General features: G+C 61.6%; 21 protein-coding genes and 1 tRNA gene. 13 read left to right on the top strand and 9 right to left on the bottom strand.

Features of this window, described 5'->3' with window-relative positions:
• Positions 1 to 10: 10 nt before the first annotated feature.
• From AC0L3X_RS27405 to AC0L3X_RS27390, 4 genes are all read right to left on the bottom strand, one after another.
• Positions 11 to 661, bottom strand: coding sequence for a 3-oxoacid CoA-transferase subunit B (locus AC0L3X_RS27405; RefSeq protein WP_071913865.1), 651 nt, complete (start codon positions 659 to 661; stop codon positions 11 to 13).
• Positions 662 to 665: 4 nt separating this feature from the next.
• Complete coding sequence (locus AC0L3X_RS27400; protein WP_038944143.1) at positions 666 to 1,313, bottom strand: CoA transferase subunit A; 648 nt, start codon at positions 1,311 to 1,313, stop codon at positions 666 to 668.
• A 92-nt stretch (positions 1,314 to 1,405) separates the two neighbouring features.
• Positions 1,406 to 2,002, bottom strand: coding sequence for a hypothetical protein (locus tag AC0L3X_RS27395; protein WP_166341360.1), 597 nt, complete (start codon positions 2,000 to 2,002; stop codon positions 1,406 to 1,408).
• Entirely contained in the window at positions 1,999 to 2,925 is a 927-nt protein-coding gene (locus tag AC0L3X_RS27390; protein WP_354233559.1) for an alpha/beta fold hydrolase, read from the bottom strand. The genes AC0L3X_RS27395 and AC0L3X_RS27390 overlap by 4 nt, the downstream gene beginning before the upstream one ends.
• Positions 2,926 to 3,057: 132 nt before the next feature.
• Between AC0L3X_RS27390 and AC0L3X_RS27385 the strand changes: the two genes are divergently transcribed.
• From AC0L3X_RS27385 to AC0L3X_RS27350, 8 genes are all read left to right on the top strand, one after another.
• On the top strand, positions 3,058 to 5,565 hold the full coding sequence (locus AC0L3X_RS27385; protein ID WP_283016502.1) for an alpha/beta hydrolase: 2,508 nt from the start codon (positions 3,058 to 3,060) through the stop codon (positions 5,563 to 5,565).
• 9 nt (positions 5,566 to 5,574) lie between these two features.
• The gene (locus AC0L3X_RS27380; protein WP_283016501.1) at positions 5,575 to 6,438 is read left to right on the top strand and encodes an alpha/beta fold hydrolase; all 864 of its coding nucleotides are present in this window, start codon (positions 5,575 to 5,577) and stop codon (positions 6,436 to 6,438) included.
• Between the two features lie 27 nt (positions 6,439 to 6,465).
• Complete coding sequence (locus tag AC0L3X_RS27375) at positions 6,466 to 6,816, top strand: phasin (protein WP_071913875.1); 351 nt, start codon at positions 6,466 to 6,468, stop codon at positions 6,814 to 6,816.
• Positions 6,817 to 6,865: 49 nt separating this feature from the next.
• The gene (locus tag AC0L3X_RS27370; RefSeq protein WP_166096581.1) at positions 6,866 to 7,042 is read left to right on the top strand and encodes a hypothetical protein; all 177 of its coding nucleotides are present in this window, start codon (positions 6,866 to 6,868) and stop codon (positions 7,040 to 7,042) included.
• A gap of 16 nt (positions 7,043 to 7,058) precedes the next feature.
• Entirely contained in the window at positions 7,059 to 7,193 is a 135-nt protein-coding gene (locus AC0L3X_RS27365; protein ID WP_354123791.1) for a hypothetical protein, read from the top strand.
• Between the two features lie 24 nt (positions 7,194 to 7,217).
• Positions 7,218 to 7,967, top strand: a complete 750-nt coding sequence (locus AC0L3X_RS27360; RefSeq protein WP_225048843.1) for a MarC family protein — start codon at positions 7,218 to 7,220, stop codon at positions 7,965 to 7,967.
• A 622-nt stretch (positions 7,968 to 8,589) separates the two neighbouring features.
• On the top strand, positions 8,590 to 10,203 hold the full coding sequence (locus AC0L3X_RS27355; RefSeq protein WP_473317006.1) for an NAD(P)-binding domain-containing protein: 1,614 nt from the start codon (positions 8,590 to 8,592) through the stop codon (positions 10,201 to 10,203).
• A 204-nt stretch (positions 10,204 to 10,407) separates the two neighbouring features.
• The gene (locus tag AC0L3X_RS27350) at positions 10,408 to 10,599 is read left to right on the top strand and encodes a hypothetical protein (protein WP_063983274.1); all 192 of its coding nucleotides are present in this window, start codon (positions 10,408 to 10,410) and stop codon (positions 10,597 to 10,599) included.
• Positions 10,600 to 10,646: 47 nt separating this feature from the next.
• On the opposite strand, the gene AC0L3X_RS27345 is transcribed toward AC0L3X_RS27350, so the two are convergent.
• The 5 genes from AC0L3X_RS27345 to AC0L3X_RS27325 all read right to left on the bottom strand — a co-directional run bounded on the left by AC0L3X_RS27345 (position 10,647) and on the right by AC0L3X_RS27325 (position 16,412).
• The gene (locus tag AC0L3X_RS27345; protein ID WP_441256413.1) at positions 10,647 to 14,045 is read right to left on the bottom strand and encodes an AAA family ATPase; all 3,399 of its coding nucleotides are present in this window, start codon (positions 14,043 to 14,045) and stop codon (positions 10,647 to 10,649) included.
• A gap of 814 nt (positions 14,046 to 14,859) precedes the next feature.
• The gene (locus tag AC0L3X_RS27340) at positions 14,860 to 15,120 is read right to left on the bottom strand and encodes a DUF3551 domain-containing protein (RefSeq protein WP_071917452.1); all 261 of its coding nucleotides are present in this window, start codon (positions 15,118 to 15,120) and stop codon (positions 14,860 to 14,862) included.
• A gap of 283 nt (positions 15,121 to 15,403) precedes the next feature.
• Entirely contained in the window at positions 15,404 to 15,667 is a 264-nt protein-coding gene (locus AC0L3X_RS27335; protein ID WP_354123794.1) for a hypothetical protein, read from the bottom strand.
• A gap of 42 nt (positions 15,668 to 15,709) precedes the next feature.
• Positions 15,710 to 15,964 carry a hypothetical protein gene (locus tag AC0L3X_RS27330; RefSeq protein ID WP_038937372.1) on the bottom strand — a complete coding sequence of 85 codons (255 nt, stop codon included), beginning with the start codon at positions 15,962 to 15,964 and terminating at the stop codon, positions 15,710 to 15,712.
• A 358-nt stretch (positions 15,965 to 16,322) separates the two neighbouring features.
• Positions 16,323 to 16,412 (bottom strand) — tRNA-Ser (locus tag AC0L3X_RS27325).
• Between the two features lie 458 nt (positions 16,413 to 16,870).
• Between AC0L3X_RS27325 and AC0L3X_RS27320 the strand changes: the two genes are divergently transcribed.
• The 5 genes from AC0L3X_RS27320 (at position 16,871) to AC0L3X_RS27300 (ending at position 25,033) form a co-directional block, all read left to right on the top strand.
• On the top strand, positions 16,871 to 18,976 hold the full coding sequence (locus AC0L3X_RS27320) for a tyrosinase family protein (RefSeq protein ID WP_354123795.1): 2,106 nt from the start codon (positions 16,871 to 16,873) through the stop codon (positions 18,974 to 18,976).
• A gap of 18 nt (positions 18,977 to 18,994) precedes the next feature.
• Entirely contained in the window at positions 18,995 to 21,274 is a 2,280-nt protein-coding gene (locus AC0L3X_RS27315; protein ID WP_473317005.1) for a LodA/GoxA family CTQ-dependent oxidase, read from the top strand.
• Positions 21,275 to 21,356: 82 nt separating this feature from the next.
• The gene (locus AC0L3X_RS27310) at positions 21,357 to 22,136 is read left to right on the top strand and encodes a tryptophan 7-halogenase (RefSeq protein ID WP_473317008.1); all 780 of its coding nucleotides are present in this window, start codon (positions 21,357 to 21,359) and stop codon (positions 22,134 to 22,136) included.
• Positions 22,137 to 22,146: 10 nt separating this feature from the next.
• Complete coding sequence (locus AC0L3X_RS27305; RefSeq protein ID WP_354233553.1) at positions 22,147 to 24,354, top strand: multicopper oxidase family protein; 2,208 nt, start codon at positions 22,147 to 22,149, stop codon at positions 24,352 to 24,354.
• A 31-nt stretch (positions 24,355 to 24,385) separates the two neighbouring features.
• Entirely contained in the window at positions 24,386 to 25,033 is a 648-nt protein-coding gene (locus AC0L3X_RS27300; protein ID WP_354113826.1) for a DJ-1/PfpI family protein, read from the top strand.
• Positions 25,034 to 25,039 lie beyond the last annotated feature (6 nt).

Genomic DNA, 25,039 nt, shown 5'->3' with positions numbered 1-25,039 from the left:
CGTGACCTCGTCAGATCGTCATTTCCGGGATGTTGTCAGGAATGACCAATTCGGCCTCTGTCACCGCCACAACCTCGCCAACGCTGACACCTGGGGCGGTCTCGAGCAGCGTCGCCTTGCCGTCCGCAAAACCGATGACCGCCATGTCGGTCACGACCAGATGAACCGGGCGCGCCGAGGTCAGAGGCAAGTTGCATGTCTTGACGATCTTCGACTTGCCCTTCGCTGCATGTTGCATGGCGACGATGACCCGCTTTGCGCCGCTGACGAGGTCCATCGCCCCGCCCATGCCCGGCACCATCTTGCCCGGGATCATCCAGTTGGCGAGAAGCCCATGCGCATCGACCTGGAGGCCGCCGAGCACGGTGACGTCGACATGGCCGCCGCGGATCAGTCCGAACGACATCGCGCTGTCGAAGGTCGCCGCACCTGGGAGCGCGCTAATGGGGCGGCCGCCGGCGTCTGTCAGCGTCGGATGCGCCATGCCTTGTTCGGGAATCGGCCCGGTGCCGATCAATCCGTTCTCCGACTGAAAAAAGACTTTCAAATCGGCCGGAACGTAATTCGCAACCAAGGTCGGAATGCCGATGCCGAGATTGACGAGGTTTCCGCTCTTCAACTCCCTGGCGACGCGTCGGGCGATGATGATCTGCGGGTCCATGATCTCACCCGTTGGTAATCAGGTAATCGACGAGCGGCGCCGGGGTCACGACGTGATCGGGCGCGATGACACCGACGGGCACGATGTTCTCTGCAGTGACGATGACCGTGTCGGCAGCCATCGCCATGACCGGGTTGAAGTTGCGGGAGGTCAGCGCGTAAGCGAGATTGCCGAGATAGTCGGCGAGAAACGCGTGAACCAGCGCGTACTGCGCCCGCAATGCCGTCTCCAGCAGGAACGGCTTGCCATCCACCTCGATCTGACGCTTGCCTTCGGCAACCAGCGTTCCGACGCCCGTCGGCGTCAGCACCCCGCCGAGGCCACATCCGCCCGCGCGGATGCGTTCGACGAAGGTGCCTTGCGGCACGAGATCGACGGCGATCTGGTTCGCGAGCATCTGCTGCTGCGCCTTCGGATTGAGGCCGATATGCGTTGCCGTCAGCCTTGAGACCAGCGTAGCGTCGAACAGCTTGCCGACGCCTTTGCCGGGAGTAGCGGCGTCATTGCAGATCAGAGACAGGCCGGTCTTGTTCTGCCGCACGAGTTCGTCAAGCAGGCGCTCCGGGGTTCCGACGCCCATAAAGCCGCCGACCATGACGCTCGCACCGGCCGGGATCATCGCAACGGCTTCTTCGACGGAAACGGCCTTCATGGGCGGAACTCCGGTCGGAGGTGCAGGTGAATACTGGATCGATGTTGGGGGCGGGCAGACTCTCGGCCTTGATCTGCGTCAAGGTTGCCGGGTCATTCGCGCAGGTCAACGCCGACGCCTGCTAGGGTCTCGTGCCAGAGCCTGCGCACCTCGGCGTGCCGCCGTTCGAGCGTCGCGCTGACGGCGTCCCGGAAAGGTAGGAGGTCCGGGCCCTTCAGGAACAGAATCTGCGCCTGCAACAGCCGGCCGCTCTCGAACTCGATGCGGCGCAGCGCCATCACGAAGGGATCGTTCGCGTTCGCTTCCGTCGGCAGCAGGGCCGCCGGCCGGATCCCGGCATGGACCGCATGTGCGAGCGTCGCGAGGTGAATGGTCTGCGCGCGGGTGTGATCGGCGATGCCTTCGATCGGGGCGGGAAGCCAGGCCATCTCCCAGGATGCCGCCATGGGGCCCAGCGCGAGGTCCGGGACCCACGCGGTCGCGCGCATGAGAAGCGAGACGATCTCGCTCTCGCGATAGAACTGCGCGTTCAATTCGGTCTGCCAGGCGGCATCGAATCTCGCGGGCAGGGCGACCGCGAATTGCCGTGCCAGCGCACCATGCGCAGAAACCAGGAACGCGGCGACCCGCGTCTGCTGGCGCGGCGGCACGCGTCCGTCGGCTTGCAGCGGTCCGAAGAACGCGCTCATATTGCTGGCCTCTGCACCGGAATCGCGCGCAGATGGTCATAGCCGGCGGGAAACGGCGAAAAGTCCCCGCCGGCCTCTTCCGGCGCGATCAAGACCTGTTTGTTGCCCTGCCAGCGGCCAGCCAACACGTCCTCGGCGAAGCGCGCCAACAGGTCGGCTGTTAGTGCAGCCTTTTCGAGCGTGAAGGCGTGATAGGCCCTCGGGATGATGACGAGCGCACTGTCAGGAATTTCCACACGCAACGTCTCGTGCAGCGCCCGCGGCGTGAGGAAGTCGAACTCGCCGTTCAGGATCATCGTTGGGACGGATATTGAGGAAAGCCGCGGCGTCAGCGGCTTGAAGTCGAGGAAAGACTCCATCAGGTTCTGAAGGGCGTACACGTCGTTGACCAGCCAGCCCTGCCGCTTCACGTTGTCGAGCTTGTCCAGCAGCGGCTTCAACCACTGATCAGACAGGTTCATCGGCAGTAACAGATCCTGGAGGTAGCCGGTGCCGCCCAGAATGAGGCCGGTGCGCAAGGCGTTGCCGATCAGTAGCAGTTGTGGCGAAAGCTCGGCGAAGCAGCTCATCGGTACAAGACCCGACAGCCGCGCGCCATGCTCGATGGCATAGCGCAGCGCGATCAAGCCACCGAAACTGATGCCACTGAGGAAGACCGGACCGTCGCCAAGCTCGCCGATCAGGCGATGCAGCACGGCGATGTGGTCGTCCTGATCGATGAACAGCGCGGGCTTGTCGGAGACGCCCTGGCCGAGCAGGTCGAAGGTAGCGACCCGGAACCGCCGTGCGATTAGCGTGTCGCGATACGTGCCCCAAAGCTCGGAATACTGCGTGAGACCGTTGACCAGCACATAGGCAGGCGCATTCGCCGGTCCGTCGAGCTCATAGCGGATACGATATGAGCCATGACTGAGGAAGGGCATTGCGGGGACCGGCCAGCGTGACGATGACCACGATCCTCAAGGCAGGCTCAAGGATTCCATTGAGCTAAATCAAACCTCAGGAGGAGGTCCAGCCTAGCGTTCGCGCAAAATACCGCCAGGAGGGAGTTCGTCATGAACGGGAGAAGCGCACTCAAGCGTTGCTTCGTCAGCCTGATCCTGTTGCTGGTCGGTACCGCGCTCGCGGTCGCCCAGCCGTTCACGCGGCGCTCGTCGCAGATGCAGCATGACGGGCTCAAAAAGACCTATGAGATCGCGAACTTCCGGCTTGGCGGCAAGTACGACCTGGCCAATCCCTCCAAATGGGAGAATGGCGGCGAGGGCGGCGTGACGCTGGAATCGCTCGGGGCAGGCAAGCTGCGTACCGGATACATCGCGATCGGCAACGCGCGGCGCAATGCCGCCGGTGAGATCACCAACGCGGTCGTGATCAATTCCTATTATTCCGGCGATTCCACCGATATGTACGAACAGTGGGTCAAGGGCGCGGCCCTGTCGGGCGGCGTCCCGATCATCGGCCCCGGACGGCCGATCGACACCGACCGCTACTACGTCATCATGGTCGACCCGCTCGGGACGTGGGGCGCCAGCAAACCGTCCGACGGCCTCGGCATCAAGTTTCCGCAGTACAGCTACTACGACATGGTGCAGGCGAACTACCGCCTGCTGCGCGACGAGTTGAAGGTGGCGCGCGTCGCGCTTGTCACGGGCGTCTCCATGGGCGGCACCCAGACCTACGTGTGGGGGGTCATGCATCCCGAATATATCGGCGCCCTGATGCCGATCGGCGGCACCACGCAGTCGGACGGTGAAGACCCCGTCGGCAACTGGACCTTCCAGATGATGACGGCCGCGATCGAGGGCGATCCGGTCTGGCAGGCGACCAAGGGCGACTACTACAATCTGCCCAAGGAGAAGCACCCGATGCCGGGTGTGGCGTTCGGCTGGTCGATCCTGGGCATGACGGGCTACGACTTCGGCTTCCGCACGACCCAGAACTGGGCCGCGGTCCAGCCCGAGATATTCTACTGGGATCCGCCGAACGAGAAGGCCGGTCTGAGCGTCACCAACCGTGCCAAGCTCTATGACGCCGTCGATCTCGTCTGGCGCAACCGGGTCGGTGAGACCCACAACATTAATCCATATCTCGGCCGCATCCAGGCGCGCACGCTGGTGATGCACATCACCAACGACCTCTGGCTGAACTTCAAGCTGGCGCAGAAGGCCGTAGATCGCGTGCCGGGCGCGGACCTGATCGCGCAGGAGAGCCCGGTCGCCCATTACGGCGTATTCCCAATCATCAACCAGCGCAAGAACGATCCGAAGTTCGTCGCCTTCATGGACGACGTCGCGGCTCTCGATCGCGCGAGGATGTTCGTCGACAAGAATTATCGCGTACCGGGCGTCGCCGAAAACATCGATCCGAGCAAGTCCTTCTGGAAGGACTTCGTGACCTATCCCTATCCGGTCAAATACGCCAACGCCAAGGACAAGATCGGCAACACCTGGCAGATTGGTTACATGGATGAGTATGCCGGCACCGACAAGGATCCCAAGGTCCTCGTCATCATCCACGGCAAGGGCGCATTCGGCGGGCACTATGGCAACATCATGCAATATGCGCTGCGGAGTGGCTTGCGTGTGATCGTGCCGGACTTGCCGAACTACGGCATGTCCGGGCCCGGTAATCTCGATAAGAGCCCGGCGCGCACCATGCAGGATATGCGCGAGGTCATCTACGATCTCGTCGTAAACCAGCTTGGCGTCAAGAAAGCCTATTATCTCGGCCACTCGCTGGGCGGTCAGTTCGTCACGGGGTACGCCCTGACCTGGCCGGATGCGGTGCAGGGCCTCGCGCTCGAAGCACCATCCGGACTCGAGGAATACCCGCGCGACATCACGATCGCGAAAGACAAGAAGGCACCTCTGTTCCAACCGGGACTCGGTCGCGACTTCGACAAGTGGAAGCAGATCTGGGACCAGACCGGCATCCTGGCGGCGGAGAAGGCCCGCGACGAGCAGGGCATTCGCGACTTCTTCTATTTCAAGAAGCGCGACCCCGACACCGGCGTGGTGTCGGCGGCGAAGAGCGGCTACTTCTTCAGCGACAGCGAATATGCGCGCTTCCATACCGAGCAGCGCGTCGGGCTTACCAAGGGCAATCCCAAGGAGCTCGAACAGTGGTGCAACGTCTTCATCTTTGACATCTACACGATCGGGGCCGAGCTCCAGCAGGATGATCCGAAGAACCTTTACGAGCGGGTCACCCAGATCAAGGCGCCGATCTTCCTCGCCTTCGGTGACAAGGAGCCGTTCATCCCGACGCCCGCTTTCAACGGGCTGACCGATCTCGGACGCGACGTCATCACGCCGTTCATGACGCGCATGACCAACGCGGGCAACCGGCCGATTCTGAAAATCTATCCGGAGACCGGGCACTTCATCCACACCGACAATCCGGTGGAATATTCCGCCGACGTCGTGGACTTCGTCACGAAGGGAACGGTCGACACCTCATCGCCCCTCGGCACAGATCGCATGATCAAGGGGTCCGTGGTATCCGCCCTGCCAGTGGCGCCGACACCTCCCGGTGCGGCACCAACCGCCGGTCTCAACAAATAGGATCGGTCTATGCCACGGGTGCAGGCGGGTGAAATCGAGCTTGGCTGGCGGGAGTGGGGCCGAGGCGAAGTGACCGTCGTCTTCATCCATGGCAATCTCGCCAGCAAGGACTGGATCGAGCTGGCTGCGCCCTTGTTTCCGACGGGCCTGCGCGTCATCGCCATCGACTGGCGCGGCTGCGGGGACAGCGACCGGCCGAAGCCTGCCGCCGATTATGCGAACTACTCCATGCAGCAGCATGCCGAGGACATGCTGGCGGCACTCGACATGCTCGACATCGGCCATTGCCATCTCGCGACGCATTCGACCGGCGGCATCATCGCCGCCCGTATGCTCTTGATGCAGCCGCAGCGTTTCGGACGCGTGTTCGCACTCGATCCGGTGACGCCGCTCGGCATGGCTTTCAATGCCGACCAGATCGGCCTGTTTCGGGCGATGATGGCGAGCAAGGACCTGACACGGACGATCATGGCGACCGCGGCGTCCTCGCTGTTCGTGCCCGAGAGCATGGCGCCGAACGCCGTGCCTCGATTTCGGGAGGGATTGAAGGACATCCAGGCGTTGTTCGACCGCATCATCGAGCAGACCTTTGGCGTCTCCGAGGGCATCTGGATCGGAACGCCGGTCAACCTCACGAAGGAAAGAGAGAGCAGGGAGCTCGAGCGCCGTATGCCGGAGCTGAAGCATCCGCACCTGGTGCTATGGGGCGAATGGGACGGTTGGATTCTGCCAGCCGATCTTCACGTCATGGCCGCTGCGATGCCGGATTGCCGTCTCGTGATCGTGCCTCGCGTCGGGCACTCGATGAATCTCGAAGTACCCGCGCTCTACGCCGGTTATTTCGGCGCCTGGTTCGGAGGGCTTACCGCGTAACTGCTAACACCTGAAGGGAGAGACGTCATGGCAGAGATCAATCTATCCGCAGATAACGTCCGTGCGGCGCTGACCGAGGCACTTGGCCGCCTGCGCAAGGCCAACGCCGACTATTTCGAGATGCTGGAGAAGGGGATCAGTTCGTCGCCTCTGCCGATCGCGAACCAGGCGAAGGAGTTTTGCAGTTTCATGCAGCGCAATGTCACAGCGACCCTGGACCTCAGCGACAAGCTGATCCATGCCAAGGATGTCCAGGACGCGCTCAAGCTTCAAGCCGATTTCTTCCAGGAGCAGATGCGGGCCCTGACCGACCAGACCAAGACCATGGGTGAGGCGGCGATGAAGGCGGCCGGCGGCATGTTCAGTCCGAAGAGCTGAGACTGCAACCACGGTACTGACAGACGCGGTAGCGTCAGAAAGGTCTGGTATGGCCGAGACCAACAAGCTTTCTGTCGAAAAGGCACTCCAGAAGTTGCTTCGCGACGAACCCTTGGAAACGGCGAGCGAGCAACGAGACGAAAAAGCCGAGGCGCTCAGGGAGGAGATCAAGCGCATGCGCGCGCAGAGATCGCGTCTTGAACGATCACCCGGCAAGGACAAGTGAGATCCGGTATCATCGGATGATGCCCCGGTTTTTCGTCGGCATGCTGGCCCGTGTCGCCAACAGCTGGTCGGTGGCCGTGCTGTTTGAGGTTCTGCGCAAGCCGCTCGACAATCTGGCCGATTTCAAAGCGCCCGGCTTCACATGGCCGTAAGCCGAGGAGCGGAGTGGGCGCAGCATGCGTGATATCGCCACATCGGGGCTGGTTGCCGATTTCCTGTTCGGCTTCGGCGCGCTGTTCGCGATCATCAATCCCTACGGACTGGCCTTCATCTTCCTCGACAAGACGAGAGGTCTTTCTGAAGACGAGCGCGCGAGCCTTGCGCTGCGGGTTGCCGGATATGCCTTCGTGGTCCTGCTGGTGTCGCTGTTTCTGGGCAGCCAGATCCTCAACTTCTTCGGCGTGACCATCCCGGCGCTCCGGATTGCCGGCGGCCTCGTAGTCGCAGCGACAGGCTGGTCCATGCTCCACGCACCCTCGGGCCCGGCCGGACCTCACGAGGTCTCGTCCCCCGATCATGCGACCATGAAGCGCATGGCCTTCTTTCCCCTCACAATTCCGCTGACGACCGGGCCGGGAACGATCGCGACAGCCATCGCGATCGGGATTAGCCGCACCAGCAGCCTCGATGCGATGTTCCAGTCATCGATCGTTTCGCTTCTGGTGGCGTTCGCCGTCACCGCGGCGATCTACCATGCCTACCGGAAATCGAGCGCAATGGCGCGCCTGTTCGGCGAGGAGGGCACCAGCGTGGTGACGAAACTGTCGGCTTTCCTGCTGCTCTGCATCGGCGTGCAGATCATCCTCACCGGCGTTTCCGAGGTCGCGCGGTCCATATTGGACAGCGCTCCGCGCGCTATCCAATCGGTGGAAACACGCGGACCGCAACACCAATCGGCCAATGCGACTCCGATGTTGGTCCGGTGATGATCAGGTAGAGTCCGTCTCCATCGGCGTTTGGCGCTCTACCTCGAGCGGTTTGAGCCTTCCAGCCATTCCTCAGGAAAAACCGTCCTCTGAACCCACGGTCAAAAAGCCGCGGTCAGTGATCTGTCACCGCTCCTCCAAACAACGCTAGCCAAGAAGTTGAACTCATTGCAAATTCTGACGATCCGCGCGGAGCTCGCGTACAATGCTACGGTGACGAGCTACGAATGGACCCGCGCAAATTCGGCACTACGCCGATTGGGCGGGCAGGGGACTTCGTCAGGAACGCGGCTAAGCGTGCCGCTATGAGGCTACCTGATGGGCGAGCTAGCCTGAGTCTTTCAGTCGATTGACGCTCAGATCGTCACCGATAGGCGCGTTGATTGTCGATGTTGCGTGTCTCGCGATCGGAGGCAACTGATGGCTCGATCGTCGAGCGGATCAGCATTTGAGTGAGCGCTAGAATAATAGCCCGCTGTCTTGCGGGCCAAAATCGCTCTGTGCGAAGCCCAATGGCGGTCGGGCGGTCGATTTTTCTGCAATCAGACCTGTGATAATGGGACAGAACTAAGCCGAATGGCAAAAGTCATTTCTAACAAGAGCGCAGCGGCAGGAATGTCCCATGAGCGTCTCCCAACTCACGAAGCGCGTTCGACGCGAGCTGACTTATTTGGACTATCCGGCTCGGGAGTGGACCGTCCCGCGATTTATGGACGGAGTGCCGGTTCTGGACGTGCTGGTTGTCGGCGCTGGACAGAGCGGACTGGGTATCGCGTTCGGCTTGAGGCTTGAGCGCATAGCAAACTTCAGGATCATCGATCGTTGCCAGCGCGGTTTCGAAGGACCTTGGCGCAGTTTCGCTCGGATGGAACGGTTGCGGACTCCGAAGGAGGTGACTGGGATTGATTTCGGCGTCCCGAGTCTAACGGTGCGTGCGTGGTACGAGGAAAAATTTGGGCGGCGAGCATGGGGTCGCATAGATACCGTCCCTCGGGAGGTGTGGCGCTCGTATCTGGATTGGTACCGAGACGTCCTGGACCTCCCGGTTGAGAACGAGGTCGAACTAATGTTGATTGAGCCGGCGAATGGCATCTTCCTTGCCCATCTCCGTCGTTCCGAAGGAATTGAGCGGGTGTATGCAAGAAAGGTTATTCTTGCGACAGGCTTTGAGGGAAGTGGAAGGTGGGGCGCTCCTAAGTCTCTGGTCGCCCATTTGTCGGCAGATCTTTACGCACATTCGGCCGATGATATCGATTTTCGCAAGCTTGCAGGAAAGCGCATTGGTATCCTTGGTGCCGGGGCATCCGCCTTTGACAACGCAGCTCTCGCACTTGAGGCGGGCGCCGCGCGAGTAGACCTTTGCTTCCGCCGTTCGGAGATGCCGCGGGTCAACCCACTCACTTGGATGAATTTTGCCGGTATGTTGGGCCACTTCGGCGATCTGACGGACCTGGACCGCTGGCGGTTCATGCGTCACATTCTTGAGGAGCTTCCGGTCCCGCCTACACAGGACGCTTATTGGCGATGCCGCGAGTTTGAGAATTTCGCCTGGCACCCCGACTGCGGATGGAGTTTCATCGACGAAGCTTGCGGTATTGCAAGGGTTCAAAGCAGCAATCGTAGATTCGAATTCGACTTCATGATTTTTGCGAGCGGCGTTGAGGCGGATCTCTCGGCGCGTCCCGAGCTCGCCCTATTCTTTGAACAAATAGCCCTTTGGCGCGACCGCTTCACGCCTCCATCGGGCGAGGAAAGCGAGGCCCTCGCGCGCTATCCCTATTTGGGCCAAGCCTTTGAATTCACGGAGCGGCACCGCGGCACTGCTCCGTTTCTGCGAGGGCTACACAACTTTACGTTCGGAGCGATGCTGAGCCATGGAATATCAGGAGCGGCCATCACGGGGATAAAATATGGAGTGCGGCGGCTCGTAAATGGCATCGCGCGTGATCTGTTTTGCGAGGAGTCGGCAACTTATTACCGAGATCTGCTGTCATACCAGACGCCTGAGTTGCGCACCTTGGACAGTGCATTTGTCTGGTTGAGCCAGCTTGGCAGTGACGCCACTGATTTCGAGAGCTTCGCCAATCAGCTGGATCAACGCCAGTTTGCCACGCTCCGCGCCTTGTTGCAGCGATCAAGGCCCCACGAGAAATCTCCGACTGTAAGGTCTTCCCGACTCGGTCGCACGAAGCGCACCTCGCGACCGGCGCGGCTCAAGAACAAAAAGCGGAAGTGAAATAACGACGGCGTGGTAGCGCGATGTCAGTTGCTACCGCTTTCTCTCGCGCTCACCACGAGGGCCCGTGGGTCGGAAGGCCGATCGAGTATTTCTGGAAGAAATGCCGTTTGACTATAGGTCGATGATATTGGAGAATATTTGTTTCACTGCCTTGCACATATTGATCACGGCCTAACGACCACCACCATCGGGAGGTAAGCAATGGCCTTCATCGCGTTTACAAAGGTGATCGATTTTACGACATTGACCGCCGAGCAGCGAAGACAACTCAAGAGCATTCTTGGAAAGCGCGAGAAGCAGCTCAAGAAGGCAATCAAGGATGTCGAGAGCGCCCTTAGCAAACTTGAACGAACAGGTGGCAAGTCCGGAAAGCGGGCGAAGGGCAGGCGTTGATCGGACGCTGATCAATTTACGTCAGGCATGATGTTGAGCGGTGCTGGTCAACAGCTGCCACGCTTTGGCTCATCTTTCATTCCTGAAACCGATTTCATTCCTGAAACTGAGCGTAGTTCGTCGACGAGATTTCTCGCGTCTGTCAGATCGGGTGTATCCCGACCTTCGGTGAACCAAGTGTATATAGGCTCTAAGAGGGACCAAGCCTCGAAATATCTGCCTTCGTTACTCCAATGCCGCGCGAGACAGATCGAGGCACGCAACTCCCACCAGCGAGCTTGTTGTCGCCGCGCAATCGCCACGGCTCGCTGCAGTGCGGCCTCTGCCTGGTCACGCCTGCCGAGTTTTAGGTTGATGTTGCCCCGAAGACGATACAACTCGGCCTCAAAGAAACTCTCCCCTGTTGTTTCGGCCAGCTGAACGCCTTCGTCCAGCAGGCGCAGTCCAACTTCAAGCTCTCCGAGCTGGGCATGAGCGAAGGCGAGATGGCCCAAATAGAGAGTGCGGCGGCACCGTTCAGAGTTTTGGTAAGTTGCCGTCAAAGCGCCGCGCATCAGTTCGATCCCGACTTGAAGATCCCCTCCTTGGGCTAATAGCGCTCCGCGGAAAAAACGTGCTCTTCGTTCAATTGCCGCAAATTCATGCTCGATGCTGAGCGATATCGCTTCGTCGGCGTGAGCCAAAGCGCGCTTTGCGTCGCCGCCGATTGTGCCCAGAACGACTATGTTCCCCAGGGCCAGGGCCGTCGTAAAGCTTTGTTCCCTCGTTCGAGCAAGAGTTTCAGTACGCTCGACGATTGTTGTAGACTGTTTAGGATAGCCAAGGACCAATAGCGTCGTCGAGAGCCACGCCAGGCTGTTCACCGCGTCATCGACTCCGAAGCGGCGATAGGTCGATATCGTGGCTGGATTGGTTGAGCACAGTGCGAGGGCGCGATCGAGGTGTTCGCGTGCGTCGGCGAAGGCACCCGTGAGATGCAATGATTGTCCAATAAAGCGCGTGGCTAGGACGGCCACGCCGGGATGATCATGCTCTGCGGCCAACGCGAGGCCGTACCGGGCATCCTCCAGCGCTGAGCTATACTCCGCGCGCACACTGTGGGCTAGGTAGCTGCCCCACAGGATCGTCATCCGTTCTTCTAGGCTGACACTTTCGCCTAGCAGCGCGCGAGCCCGTGAGAAGACCCGCGACGTTTCAGCCGCGGCATCGCCCTCAGTTGCGGCGACTGCAGGACCAAGGGCCAGATAGAAATCCAGTTCTTTGCGATCGCGTTGCGGCGAGCTGAGCAGTTGCTGGGTCAGCTCCATTCCTCTCGTGAGATGTTTTACAGCCTCGGCATTGGAGGAGCGCCCGAGCGCGCGCTTTCCGGCCTTGAGCCAATAGTCCGTAGCCTTCTCAAGCATGCCGGCTTCGGTGAAATGGTGCGCAAGGATTTCAGGGTCGTTCACGACGGCATCCTGGAAGCCTTCCTCTAGCACGCGCGCTATTTGCGCATGGAGTTGCCGCCGCCGTGTCTTCAGCAGGCTCTGATAAGCCGCATCCCTCACCAATGCGTGTTTGAAGCTATAAATGGCATCCGGCAGGTCACCTTCGCGGAAAATAAGCCCGGCCTCCTCGAGTTCGGAGAGGGAATGCTGCAACCGTGTTTCCTCTCGAGCGACCACAGCCCGCATCAAGGAATAAGAAAATTCGCGACCGATGGTGGCGCCAATCTGGGCGATCTCCTTCACCGAATGCAGGCGGTCGAGCCGCGCCATCAGGGAGTCGTGAAGGGTTTCCGGGATGGCAAAGGGCGGTAACGGTCCCCCGAGCTGATAGCGATCCTGGCATTCGATCAGAATGCCAGCTTCGAGGACAGCCTTGGTGAGTTCCTCCACGAAGAGCGGATTTCCGTCAGTCTTTGTTACGATCTGCTTCATCACGTCGATCGGAAGCGCTCGGCCATTGGCCACCTGCGTGGCAACACCTTTGACATCATCTGGGTTGAGCCGTCCGAGGACCAGGCTTCCGACATTCGCAAGACCGGTCCAGGGAGGCTCGAACTCTGGTCGAAAGGTAACCAGCGCAAGGATAGACAACTGTCGGGCTCGCTCTACGATGAGGTCGAGCAATTCGAGGGTGGTGTCGTCGGCCCACTGAACATCTTCGATAAGCAACAGGATGGGCTGTTTGCGAGAACGGCTCTCGAATTGATCGAGCAGCGCGGCAAGTGTGCGGCGACGCTGCTGGGCGGGGCTTAGCTGCGGTTTTGGATAACGGCTCGCGAATGGGATCGATAGCAGCTCAGCAAAAAGTGGTACTACCGTCTGAACTTGCGGTGCTCTCAACGAGAGGAGTGCCTCCAGCTTGTCAAGCCGCGTCTCGACGGGATCGTCCGCCTTAAATCCGGCACTCCTTTCCAACTGCTCGACCACGGGATGAAGTGCGCTGTTGGCGTGGTAAGGCGAGCACTGATAACGGAAATGCACGTGTGGTTGATGCTTAGCTGCACGTTCAGCCAGAGCCGCTGCTAAGCGCGATTTCCCGATACCCGGCTCGCCTGAGATGAGAACGATCTGGCCTTCGCCCGTGCGAGCCAAACGTTGACGTTCCAACAAGAACTCCAACTCGGAATCGCGGCCGATGACAGGGGCGAGTTCTGTCGGACGCACCGCCTCAAAGCGGCTCTCGGAAGCCGAGACGCCCTGGACGGCCCACGCGCTCACCGGCTCGCTAATGCCTTTGAGGTGGTGGGCGCCAAGGTCGCGAAGACTAAAGATATCGCCAAGGAGACGACGGGTGGAGTCTGCGACGACCACGGTGTTCGGCTCGACCAAGGCTTGCACGCGAGCCGCGATATTGGGAGCGCCCCCAACCACGGAGTGCTCCCGAAGTTTGCCTTCGCCGCCCAGGTCACCGACTACCACCATGCCGGTAGCGATACCGATACGCACCGCGAGCGGTTCTCCAGCGCGGGTTTCAAGCCGTGCGACAGCAGCAATGATATCGAGCGCAGCTCTTACAGTTCGTTCGGGATCGTCCTCGTGCGCAATGGGATAGCCGAAATACGCAAGAATGCCGTCTCCGCGAAAGTCGGCGAGAAAGCCGTCATAGGAGCGCGTGATACGAGCACAAGCAGCGTGATAGGCATCGATGACGGCGCCCATATCTTCCGGGTCAAGGCGTGCCGTCAGGGCGGTCGAATCGACCAAGTCACAGATCATTACCGTGAGGTGGCGCCGTTCCGCGTATTGCGCAATTGCAGCATTCACGACAGTGGAGGGAAGGCTGGAGGGAAGCGCACTGATCGCATTCACGAGGCGTTTCCGGTCGCCGAGTGGGATGCCAACCTTTTCGAAGTCAACTTCTATCAATTGCGGCAACACATCGCAATCTATGGCGTTCGCGATGAACAGGGACTCATGTCGTCCTAGGCCCAAACTTTTCAGCCAAGTCCCGATTTCCATGGCAGGACCCTTGTGTGTACGAACAGCTTCAGCGCATCAGAGCCGAATATTTGCTCGTCCTACTTAATTCTATTGGAAGCCATTCAAACGAACAGTTCGGCATGACCGCACCGACAATAGCATGCTGTCGGGTCCGGACATGTGAACAGCGTCGCAATTCGCAGCATCCAAATACCTGCGGAAACGCGCGAGCGCTTCCGGTTCGCGATGATGGTTGCGACCTGGGCGGCCCGTGAAATTGAGCGGACGATACGTCCGTGAAGCCAGGCCCGCCGGCTCACGCGGGCGGCCTACTTCGCGATCCGATATTTCCTGGCCGCCTTGCGCCTTGGTGGTGTATCCGGCGTACGCTGCTTTCCGAGGTCTCAAACAGAGGCAGGAGATAATGTCGGCTACAGAAATCCTAAAGAGCGCGCTCGCGCTAGCCCTTTATACTGCGGCGACAACAACGACGCTCGCAACCGCCCAAGAAGCGACATTTTCAGAAGGCGAGCGACTTGGCCTTGCGGCGTGTTTGTCCAAATGCCCCGATAACGACAAGGCATGCAACAATCGATGTATCTCGAGTTCTCAAACCAAGGGCCGTGTGTGGGGCGACGATGTGCGCGCTTGCATTAGGGGTTGCCGGGTAGGCACCCAAATGAAAGATCAGATATTTGGTTGTATAACGGGCTGCCGTCTTGATCGGATCGTCCGATAGAAGCGCGGTGGTAGCGTCGACACAAGCCGCTAGGGATTGCGGTACCGAAACGCAGGCGGCCCAAGCAGCAACCCGCCGGTTCGCGCTGGCGGGCTGAGCGTCTCTCGCAATGCCCTAGTAGGCGCGGCGGCCGTGCCGCCGATAAGCTGCGGGGTTTTCCACGCCCGCGAAGTATGGATTAATGGCGCACTCTGCGGCGCGGCCCGATGCCGAAGCATTGCACTGAGGCAGCGATGTGTAGCTGCAATCGTAATAGTTGGCCCCCGCGCGGTAAACGTGCAGGCAAACCGGAAAGGCCGGATTATACGTCTGAGCTGCCGCCGGCTCTGTTGATGCCATCCCGATTGCCAAAATCGCCAAGGCCGGAGTACGCATTGGAACCTCCATTCGGACATTGAGAACGCGTGCGAAGCTCCACGAGCCAGTACTTCGATCGTGCCCCGCGGAGGTCGCGACTGCGCCTGACGATCGCTACCAGCCCGCTGGTCACGCTGGCGGGCCGTCCCTTCTAAACTTCATTGCGATCGGTTCCGTTCCCGATGAGGAACTATACCGCTTTGGGCACAAGTGGACAGAACTGATTGCCGGTTTTTCCTATGCTCATGACCACCTGGCGACCCCATTACCGCCAAGGTGACCTCCAAACGGCCCCGGCAACTTAGTCTTTTGCTGGGGCCGCTTTTGCGCTGGTGCCGATCAGCCGGACATACGTCCCGCTCTCGTGCAGCTCGAGCCAGCCTTTCTCAACTGCATGCTTGATGCCGGCGCCGAACTCCAACCCGGTGGCCTTGAGCGCGTAGAGAAATGAAGCATTGAGCTTTTCGATGTGAATGCGACCGTCCTGGACGGCTTCAATGGTCTTCGCGAGTTTGCGGGCGGCGGCTTCAGGAGCGGCAAAGGCACGTTCGGCGGCGAGTTTCATGCAGATCGACTACCCGATTCTTCGTCCCCAGGCCGTACTGCTTCACCCGCACTTGTGGTTTTTGGCGTGCAGCGCGGTTCGGTCGCCAGTCATCTCACCGACGTAGTCGTCAATGGCGCTCATCAGCTTCTCGCGGTCGGCACGGCGATCCTTCCTGCCAAAGATGAGGTAGTGGCGAAGCCGGCCGAGTTCGGCCAGGTCGGCTGCTACCGCCTCGGCCCGCACTTCTTCCGCGCGCTGACGCATGCGCTCTTGGTGCCAAGCTCTCGCCGCCGCTCTGTTCTCTGCCTTGGTCATGACGCCATCGAACCGCGCAGGCGAGAGTCAAATTATCGATTCCTAGCGGCGCGGAATGCTCGCGAGCTACTGCCGGTCGTGGGTGTGGATAGATGCGGGACGCCATCGCTGTGATTCAAGGACCGTCTTGTCGCTCCTTCGATGCATCGCGTCGAAACACGACAGTCCATCGCGACGTCGGAAAGCTGATGAGATCGGCGGCGGCATCAGTGTTGGGATCGGGCGTCGCCTCGTCCGAACTGCGACAAATCGACTCGATCTCACCGCGACGCTTACGGCGCCACCAAGCGACGATTGTACGTTCGATTGTGCGCTGAAGCGAAAACCGCGAGCTAACTAATTGCTTTTGTTGATGTTTTGGCGGAAGGGGTGGGATTCGAACCCACGGTACCCTTGCGGGCACGCCGGTTTTCAAGACCGGTGCCTTAAACCACTCGGCCACCCTTCCGGACAGAGAATGGTTGTCGCTTAACGCAGTCGACCGCGCAAGGCAACGCGAAGTTGGCGCTTGCGGGGGAAAACCAAGTCCGATGGGGAAACGGGCCGGGAAGGGCGAAGCTCGGCTTCGTCGAGCAGTCGTTCGGCGCGGATTCGCTCCCGGTGTGGCTCGGCTTCATCCCACGACGACTGGAATGCACGCTACGCTCAATCACGCAGCGTTTGATGACCGGACACGTCCGATGGCCGGCGCTGAGCTTGAGCAACGCACTCGTGCTCGCATCCGCCTCATCCACACGACGCATGGCCAGATCTGTCGTTTCGATAAAGGTTGTATGAAATAGATCACGCAACCCCGAAAAATATTCGCGCTTGCTTCGACGTTGAAGGTGCGTGTCTACGTGACATCACCCAAAAGTTGTGATTAGTCTCCGGCCGCCTTCTTCGTCTTGCTGTCCGGGGGCTGGAATGGACACCGAAGCATTGACCGTTGCTTATGCGCGCGTGAAGGCGATCCTGGATGAAGCTGCCGGCGATAGCACCGCTGATTATGGTGGCGCTGGACGGTTTTGGGATAAGGGCGCACAGGCGTTGGAGGCGGCCGAGATCTTCGGCATCAAGATGGTTGCTCCAGTGCCGGAGGGCCACGCCTGCTGCATCCCGCCGCATGCGCGCAGCGACGCGTCCGGATTGATCAAGGGATTGCGCGGTGAAGCACCGTTCGACGGTGGCCGGTTCCCGGCGCTGCCATGGGGCGGCAAGCGCCTCGCGCCCGCTGACGTCGACCGCATTGCCGACTGGATCGATGCCGGTTGCCCGGATGATGCGACCAGCGTCGCAGTCGAGCTTGCGCCTGGCAAGCCGGCGAAGACCGCGACGGTGAAGGTGAGCGAGATCGCCGAGTTTGCGGTCGCTGCCGACGGCTATTCGCCGGCCGCGGATGCCGGCGAGCCCCGGCGGCGCATGAACATCGACTGCATGAGCGAGCCGCAGCTCGAACGGCTGCGCCGCGGCTTCCGCCGGCTTTACGATCTCGACCACTGGCCGGAAGACCGGCGCAACTACAACAACCAGGCGCTGATCCACCAGAACCATTGCCAGCACGGCTGGGAGCGCTTCCTGCCCTGGCACCGCGCCTATCTCTACGAGTTCGAACAGAACCTTCAGGACTTCGAGCCCGGGCTGATGCTCCCGTACTGGGACTTCACGATGCCGGAGTACCGGCCGGAGGAGCCGGACAAGGGCCGCATCATTCCGAATTCGATGAAGGCCTATCTCACCGAGGAGGCGGCTGAGACGCTGTTGGCGGCGCTCGACCCGGCGCCGACGGCGGCGCAGAAGAAGGCGATCCTGGCGCTCGCGCATGACCGCGTCACCTTCACCTCACAGCACAGCTTCTTCTGCTATGTCATCAGCAACATCGGCTATGCGGCCGTCACGCCGGATCCTGACAATGCCAACCGCCAGCGCTTCATCGACGCGCTGCTTCAGTCGAACTCGCTCTGGTATCCGCTGCGCTACCCGGCCGAATATCCCAAGGGACAGACGATCAACCAGGCAATCAACTATCATTACCCGTCGGCCGACGACATCGCCCAGATCCTGAGCCTCAACAATTTCCGCGACTTCGGCGGCGGCAGCATCTACGACGCGGCGTTCGGGTTCCTCGACCAGAATCCGCACAACACCATGCACATCTGGACCGGTGGGCAGAATCCGGATGCAGGGCAGGCGACCTATGTCTGCAAAGATGCCCCGACCGCGGCGGCTGCGTCGCAATCCGACGCCGAGACCACACGTCTGCGCGCGCTCGCCAAGCGCCGCAACGATGCCGTACAGGTCGGCGGGCGCCGTTTCCACGCCCGCCCGGATCTCTATTCGCAGCCGGGCTCCGGCGACATGTTCAGCAACCTGACGGCCTCCTACGATCCCGTGTTCTGGCCGATCCACGTCAATATCGATCGGATCTGGTGGGAGTGGCAGAAGCTCAATCCGAATGCGCTGCCGGCCGATCTCGATTCCGTGCTGTCGCCGTGGAACTACACCATCCGCGACACGCTCGACATCGCGCCGTTCGGCTACGAATACGTCCGCAGCTCGCATTTCATGCCGGTCGGCCTCGAGGCGCCGGTCAGCCGCTTCGTGTCGCAGCCGATCAACGTGCCGCAGGCCGCGCGCAGTTTCAAACGCGCGGAGATCCGCCTGCATCAGGTGCCGCAATTGATGCGCTCCTGCTTCGTGCGCGCCTTCCTGAACGAACCCGGGGCCGACGCCTCGACGCCGATCAAGGGCAATCCGCACTACGCCGGCTACATCTCGATCTTCGGACATGGGGCCTGCTACGGCGGTCCCGGCCATTGCGATATCCCGCCGCCGCAGCCGCGGCGCTTCGACCAGCGCGGGCGCAGCCACAATATGCCGCGCGTCCATCGCATCGACGTCACGGCCGCCGCCAGGCAGGCGCTCAAGAAGAAGGGCCCGCTGCAGATCACGCTGGTCGTGATCGGCGGCGACTACCAGGAGGAGAGGGAGCTTCTGAAGCTGGAAGGCGTGTCGATCAGTTTCCTGGATTGAGAAAGCGGCGGGGAAGTCATGGCGACGTATCGAATCCATCCGGGCATCGGCATCGCGCGCCTGGGCAACAGCGACAGCGAATTCTACCTCGCGCCGGAGACGCCCGCGGCGATGCCGCTCGCCTGCGACAGTTTCGGCAATCCCGTGCACGGCCCCGACGGGGTCACACCTGTTCCGGTCAAGACCTTCAAGGATGCGCAGGGCCGCGTGAAGCGCCAGGCCGCGCGCTTCCAGATCTTCGTCTATGACGAGGAGTCCCCGGAAGGCAGGCCGCTGGCGCTCGGCGATGCCGTGGAGGGCGGCGGCAATCATGGTGTGCTCGTCGACATCCAGTGGCGCGTCTATGTCGCCAACAAGAAAGCCTCCTGGTACCCGTTCACCGAGCTCAAGGGCGAGCATGGCTACGCCCCCGGCAGTGCGCGCCGCAACGCCGACATCACCGGCCAGGACCGCGACCTGCTCATCATCGATCCCGGCCCGCGCAGCGTGAATACGACCACCAACCGGCGCGCGCATTTCGATCGCTCGGGCGGCCCCGGCGGCTATGCCACCACGTTCCCGCCCAGGGGCCTCCAGCCGTTCGACATCGACACGCTCGGCGAGATGATGACCGACAACAAGGGCCGCCTGGTCGTGCTCGGCGGTCACGGCAATTCGGGCATGGACGTCAACGGCAGCTTCGGTCCGAAGATCGAGGACTATGCCAACACCGACGGCTGGTACGACGACATCTCCGACGGGCCGGTGATGGCGCGGCTGATCATGTATTCGAAGCAGGTCGGCCAGACACGCTACATCGACGTCGAGTTTCCGGCCTGGGTCGTGGTCGGCTATCCGCGCTTCGTCCCTGAGATCCTCGACATGATCACGATGGACGAGGTGCTGTACGATCTCTATGTGCGCCAGTTCGCCACCGACACCGGCATCTACGGTACGCTCGGCACCTATGACGATCCGCAGCAGATCCCGTTCCGCGACGAGGCGGCGCTGCGTCACTGGCAGGCCGGCCGTCTTGCCTGGAATCGCAACTACCGGCCGTGGTTCTATCGCGACATCTGGCCGATCCTGTTCCGGCCGGATGAATTCAGGTATCTGAACGATATCCTTCAGCAATCGAACTACCCGCACGATCAGGCGCAGCGCGGCACGTTCGATCCCGACAAATTATCGAAGACCCCGAAACGCGCGACGCGGCCGACGGCGACGGCAACACCGTCGGATGCACCGTTGCGCGATGCCAGTCAGGGCGAAGCGGTCATGGCGGTGGCGGCGGTCGCAGGTCCGACCCACTATTCCAAGGCCGACGATCCCTACGGACCGATGCGCCGCTTCCTGTTCGATCTGTTGCGCCGTGCGGGCGAGGCCAATTCCTTCCAGGTGCAGGACCGGGCATCGTCGCGCGTCCATTCGCTGCCGCTGATGCCATTGTTGTGCGGCGACAATCCGCTGACCAACGAGACGCCGTCGAAGTTTCTTCATCTCACCGAGTACCAGCTCTTCATCCTCGGCCAATGGGCGCGCGGCTGGTTCATCAACGAGAAGGAGGAGGGCTGGCTGCCCGACGGCTATTCACCCTTCGCGCCTTATCCGAAGACACCGCCGAAGACCGGTCGCGAGCTCGACCGCGGCGTGCTCAGCAACGTGCTCGGCGGCGCCTTTTGTCCGGGCGCCGAGCTCGGCTGGGTGATGCGCAACCCTTCGATCTACTGGGCGCCGTATCGGATCAACGCCGATCGCAGCGTCTCGGATTTCCTGCAGAGCGCCGCCCAGGCCAATCAGGACCACGGCACCGTGATTGCCGACCCGACCTTCAACGTCAACTCGCCGCTCAGCCAGGACAACGACTTCGAGACCGGTCTTCAGCCGGGTGACCTCACCAAATATATGGGTCTGCCCTGGCAGTCCGATTTCAACGAGTGCACCACGCAGCCGATCAACATCACCTACGCCGACTGGAACAATTTGTGGCCCGACAGCGACAATGACGATCGCTTGCGGCGCGACGAGAAGACCTGGACCACGCTGTGGTGGCCGGCGCATCGGCCGTTGCAGTCGTTCGAGATCGCCTCGGTCTCGAACGGTAAGCCCAATTACGTCTGGACCACGTGGAGCCGCGGCGTCCCCCAGACGCCGGTCGGCGACCTCAAGATGGTCACCGAGTGGTCGCTGCTTGGTTTCATCGTGCGCAATCCCTACGAGCCGGCCGTCAAGCCCGCCGACAGTTATCAAGGGCCCAAATACATCAGCGTCGAGCGAACAACGGGGGCGCGGCCCGATCCCAAAAGCGAGGCATCATGAGCGACAATCCATTCGTCGGACATTGGACCTATCGCAGCCTGCTCAATGATCCCGACGTCAACACGGCCTTCAACAATCTCGAATTCGGCCGTGGCACGCCGAGCGCGTCGATGCGAAGGTCTGTCATCTCGCGCGCGAGGCGGACGGCTGGTCGGTCGTTTGCGACGACGGCAACAGCCATTCGGCCCGGCTGATCATCGATGCGACGGGCCGCGCCCGCGCACTCGCCGACCGCCAGGGTTCGCGGGCGAAAGCGCAGGACCGCCTGATTGCGGCCTATGCCGAGGCGACGACATCGGGACCGGCCGCACCGGAACTGCTCGTCGAGGCCTTTGAAGACGGCTGGTGGTACACGATGGCACTCGACCAGGGCAGGCGCGCCTTTGCGTGCATGACCGATGCCGATCTCGCGCGTGGCCTCAGGCTGAACACGCCGGACGGCTGGCGCAGAGCTCTCGCCAGGACGCAATTCGTCTCGGCGCTCGCGAGCAAGATCATTCGGCTCGAACCACCCCGCTTGATCCCTGCGGGCAGTCGGTGCGCCGCAACGACTGCCGGCTTCCATTTCCTCTGCGCAGGCGATGCCGCGAGCGCTTTTGATCCGATCTCGGGTCATGGCGTGGTCAAGGCCATGCGCTCGGGCGTGTTCGCCGCCTATGCCGCCAGCGATTGCCTCGCGCGCGGTGATGCGGCCGCTCTCGATCGCTACGGCGCGTGGATCGCGCGCGAAGCTGCGGCCTACGCGACGACGCTAAGCGAGCACTACGGCAGTGTCTCGCGCTGGCCCGAGCGCCCGTTCTGGCGGCGCCGGCGTGCCGACGCGCCTTCACGCAATCCTTCGAGCAGTCTTCTGGAACAGTAGGGCGGACAACATGATGAAGAGCTTCGCGCGAATTGGTCTTGTCATCGCCGCGCTGGGACCGAGCCTTCCAGCATTCGCGGCGCCGGTTCCCCGTGCTTTCGAACCGCCGCCGACGCTGCCCGGACAGGGCAATGTCGTGGCCCTGGAGGCCGGCGTGGCGCCGGCCGTTGGCGGCTGCCGGCCGCAAGGATCGATCTCGCGCAGCGGCTCGATCGTCTCGGTGGTGCTCAACTTCGTGCGTGGCCGCTTCTTCATCAACAACCCGGATCCGACCGATCCGCAACCCGATGGCCTCGACCCCGTCGAGCTGCGCTCCTATGGCGGCTGCAAGTCGGGCCCGGCGATCTTCGTCAAGCCCGGGGATACGCTGCGCGTCGACCTGATCAACCAGCTCGCGAAGGACGACCCGAGCTGTTTGCCCAATCCGCCGGAGGGGCTGGGCTTGCCGGCGTTGGTCGGGTGCTTCAACACCACCAACCTGCACACGCACGGCCTGCACGTTTCGCCCGCCGGCAACAGCGACAACGTGCTGCTCAACATCGCCCCGCAGACGAAGTTTCCGTATGAGATCAACATCCCCAACGACCATCCGGCGGGGACGTTCTGGTATCACGCCCACCGTCATGGCTCGACGGCAGTGCAGGTGGCGAGCGGCGCCTCGGGCGTGCTGGTCGTCAAGGGCGAGCGTCCCTATACGCCACCGTCGTCGCAGAACCCGAAGCCGATTGCCGATATCGACACGGTCCTGCATGACGTCAACGGCGCCCCGTTCAAGGAGCAGCTCTTCCTGTTTCAGCAGATCGCCTATGCCTGCTTCGCCAACCAGCCGAACCAGCCCGGCGGCCCGTGGCAACAGATCTACACCACGCAGGGACTCTACAACGCCAGCAGTCCGGCAAATATCGCCAACGCGCCGTGGACGTGCCCGCTGGCGACGTCAGGCAATCCGGTAAGCCCTGGCGTCGTCGAGAACTTTGGCTTGCAACTGGACTCATCGTCGATCTGGGACACCAATGGCCGCTTCACCAGCGTCAATGGCATCGTGCAGCCGACGCTCACCGTGCCGGCGGGCGAGATCCAGCGCTGGCGTTTCGTGCATGCCGGCATTCACGACACGATCAACATTCAGCTCGTGCGGGCTACGCCGGTCGGCACAACGAACCTGATCGCGACTTCGGCGCTGAGCGGCAACCGCCAGCAGCAGAAGGCCGATCTTCTGGCCGCCTGCAACGCCTCGACGGGCACACTGATCCCGCAGTTCGAGATCGCATCCGACGGTCTGACCCGGACCAAATTGCGCACCGTGCACGCCTCGCAAGTCGGCGGCGTGCTTGAATCGAACTACATGCAGCCCGGCTATCGCAGCGACGTCCTCGTCGTATTCCCCTCGGACGGTGACTATTGCCTGCTCAACCAGGCGGCGCCGAAGGCAGAGCGCGTGTCCAACGGCAATGGCGGCGGGCAGGGGCCGTCGACCCCGCAATTGCTGGCCTACGTCCATGTGCGCGGAGGGCAGCCCGTGACGGGGGATCTGCAGGCTTATGTCGGCAAGGCGCTATACGATGCCAATCCGACGTTGCCGGACGCCGTTCGCACCGGGCTGCGTGACGGCGATCTGCGGCCGTGGGCGCCATTCGAAAACCTTGCGCCGCCGGCTGCCGGCAGCCAGCAGCAGCAGGCGGCCTTCGCGATCAACTTCCCGGCCTTCACGGTCAACAACGCCTCGTACGATCCCGACGTGGTGAACTTCACGCGCGAGGTCAACACCACGGACGATTGGCTGCTGTCCGCGCAAGGCGAGCCGCACATCTTCCATATCCACGTCAATCCGTTCCAGGTGATCGACGTCACCACCACCAACACCAACGGTCAGCAGATATCGATCTATAATCCCGACGGCACCTGCAAAGCTGACATCGTGTATGCCGACAAGCAGCAACTGGCCAACCAGTATTGCGGCATGTGGCACACATTCCGCGACACGATCATCGTCGAGAACAACTATCAGATCCGCGTCAGGACGCGGTACGACCGCTACATCGGCGAGTACGTCCTGCATTGCCACATCCTGGACCACGAGGACGCGGGCATGATGGCCAATATCGCGATCGTTCCTGACCTCAACGCGCCGGGCGGCGGCCTCGGGATGGCGGGGATGCGCCATGCCAAGCAGCCGACGGCGACACCCGCGGCGACGCCCGTAGGCCACAAACATTGATCGTCACAGGAGGTAGGGAGGATTGCGCGCGATGAAGATCGGCATTCCCGTCTACGACGGCGTCGACATGCTCGACGTCGCCGGTCCCTTCGAAATGTTCGACTGGGCCGACTTCGACGTCGAGATCGTCGCGGCAAAGCCGGGAATGAAACGGTTTCGCAACCGGGGATTTCCGTTCGAGGTCGCAAAATCCTTCGCGGAATGCACCCAGTATGATGCCGTCTGGATTCCCGGCGGCGATCCAGACGCGCTCACCGAGATCATCAACGATCCGCACCGGACCTACGTCCAGTTTCTGACCGGGCAGGCCGCTGGTGCGAAGTACATGTGCTCGGTCTGCGAGGGAGCAATGCTGTTCGCGGCATCGGGCCTTCTCGACGACCACTGGGCGACGACGCACTGGGCTTTCCTGGAATGCTTCCCGACGCTGTTCCCGAAGGTGAAGGTTGCCGACGGACATCCGCGTTTCGTGCTGGATCGCAATCGCCTGACCGGAGCCGGAATATCCGCGGGCCTCGACGAGGCCCTGATGTTGATCACGCTGCTCGGAGGCACGGAGCTGGCGCGTCAGGTTCAGCAAAACACCGAATACTATCCGGATCCGCCCGTGCGCAGCGCGATTCCCGCAGCGCCGCAGTGCCCGCTCACAGGCGTCAAGCCGCCGGGGTCGACGCAATAGGTCCGG

Source organism: Bradyrhizobium sp. MI1.7, from assembly GCF_055811795.1.
The sequence above is the reverse complement of the archived record's forward strand: the minus strand, read 5'-3'. Positions and strand labels throughout refer to the sequence as shown.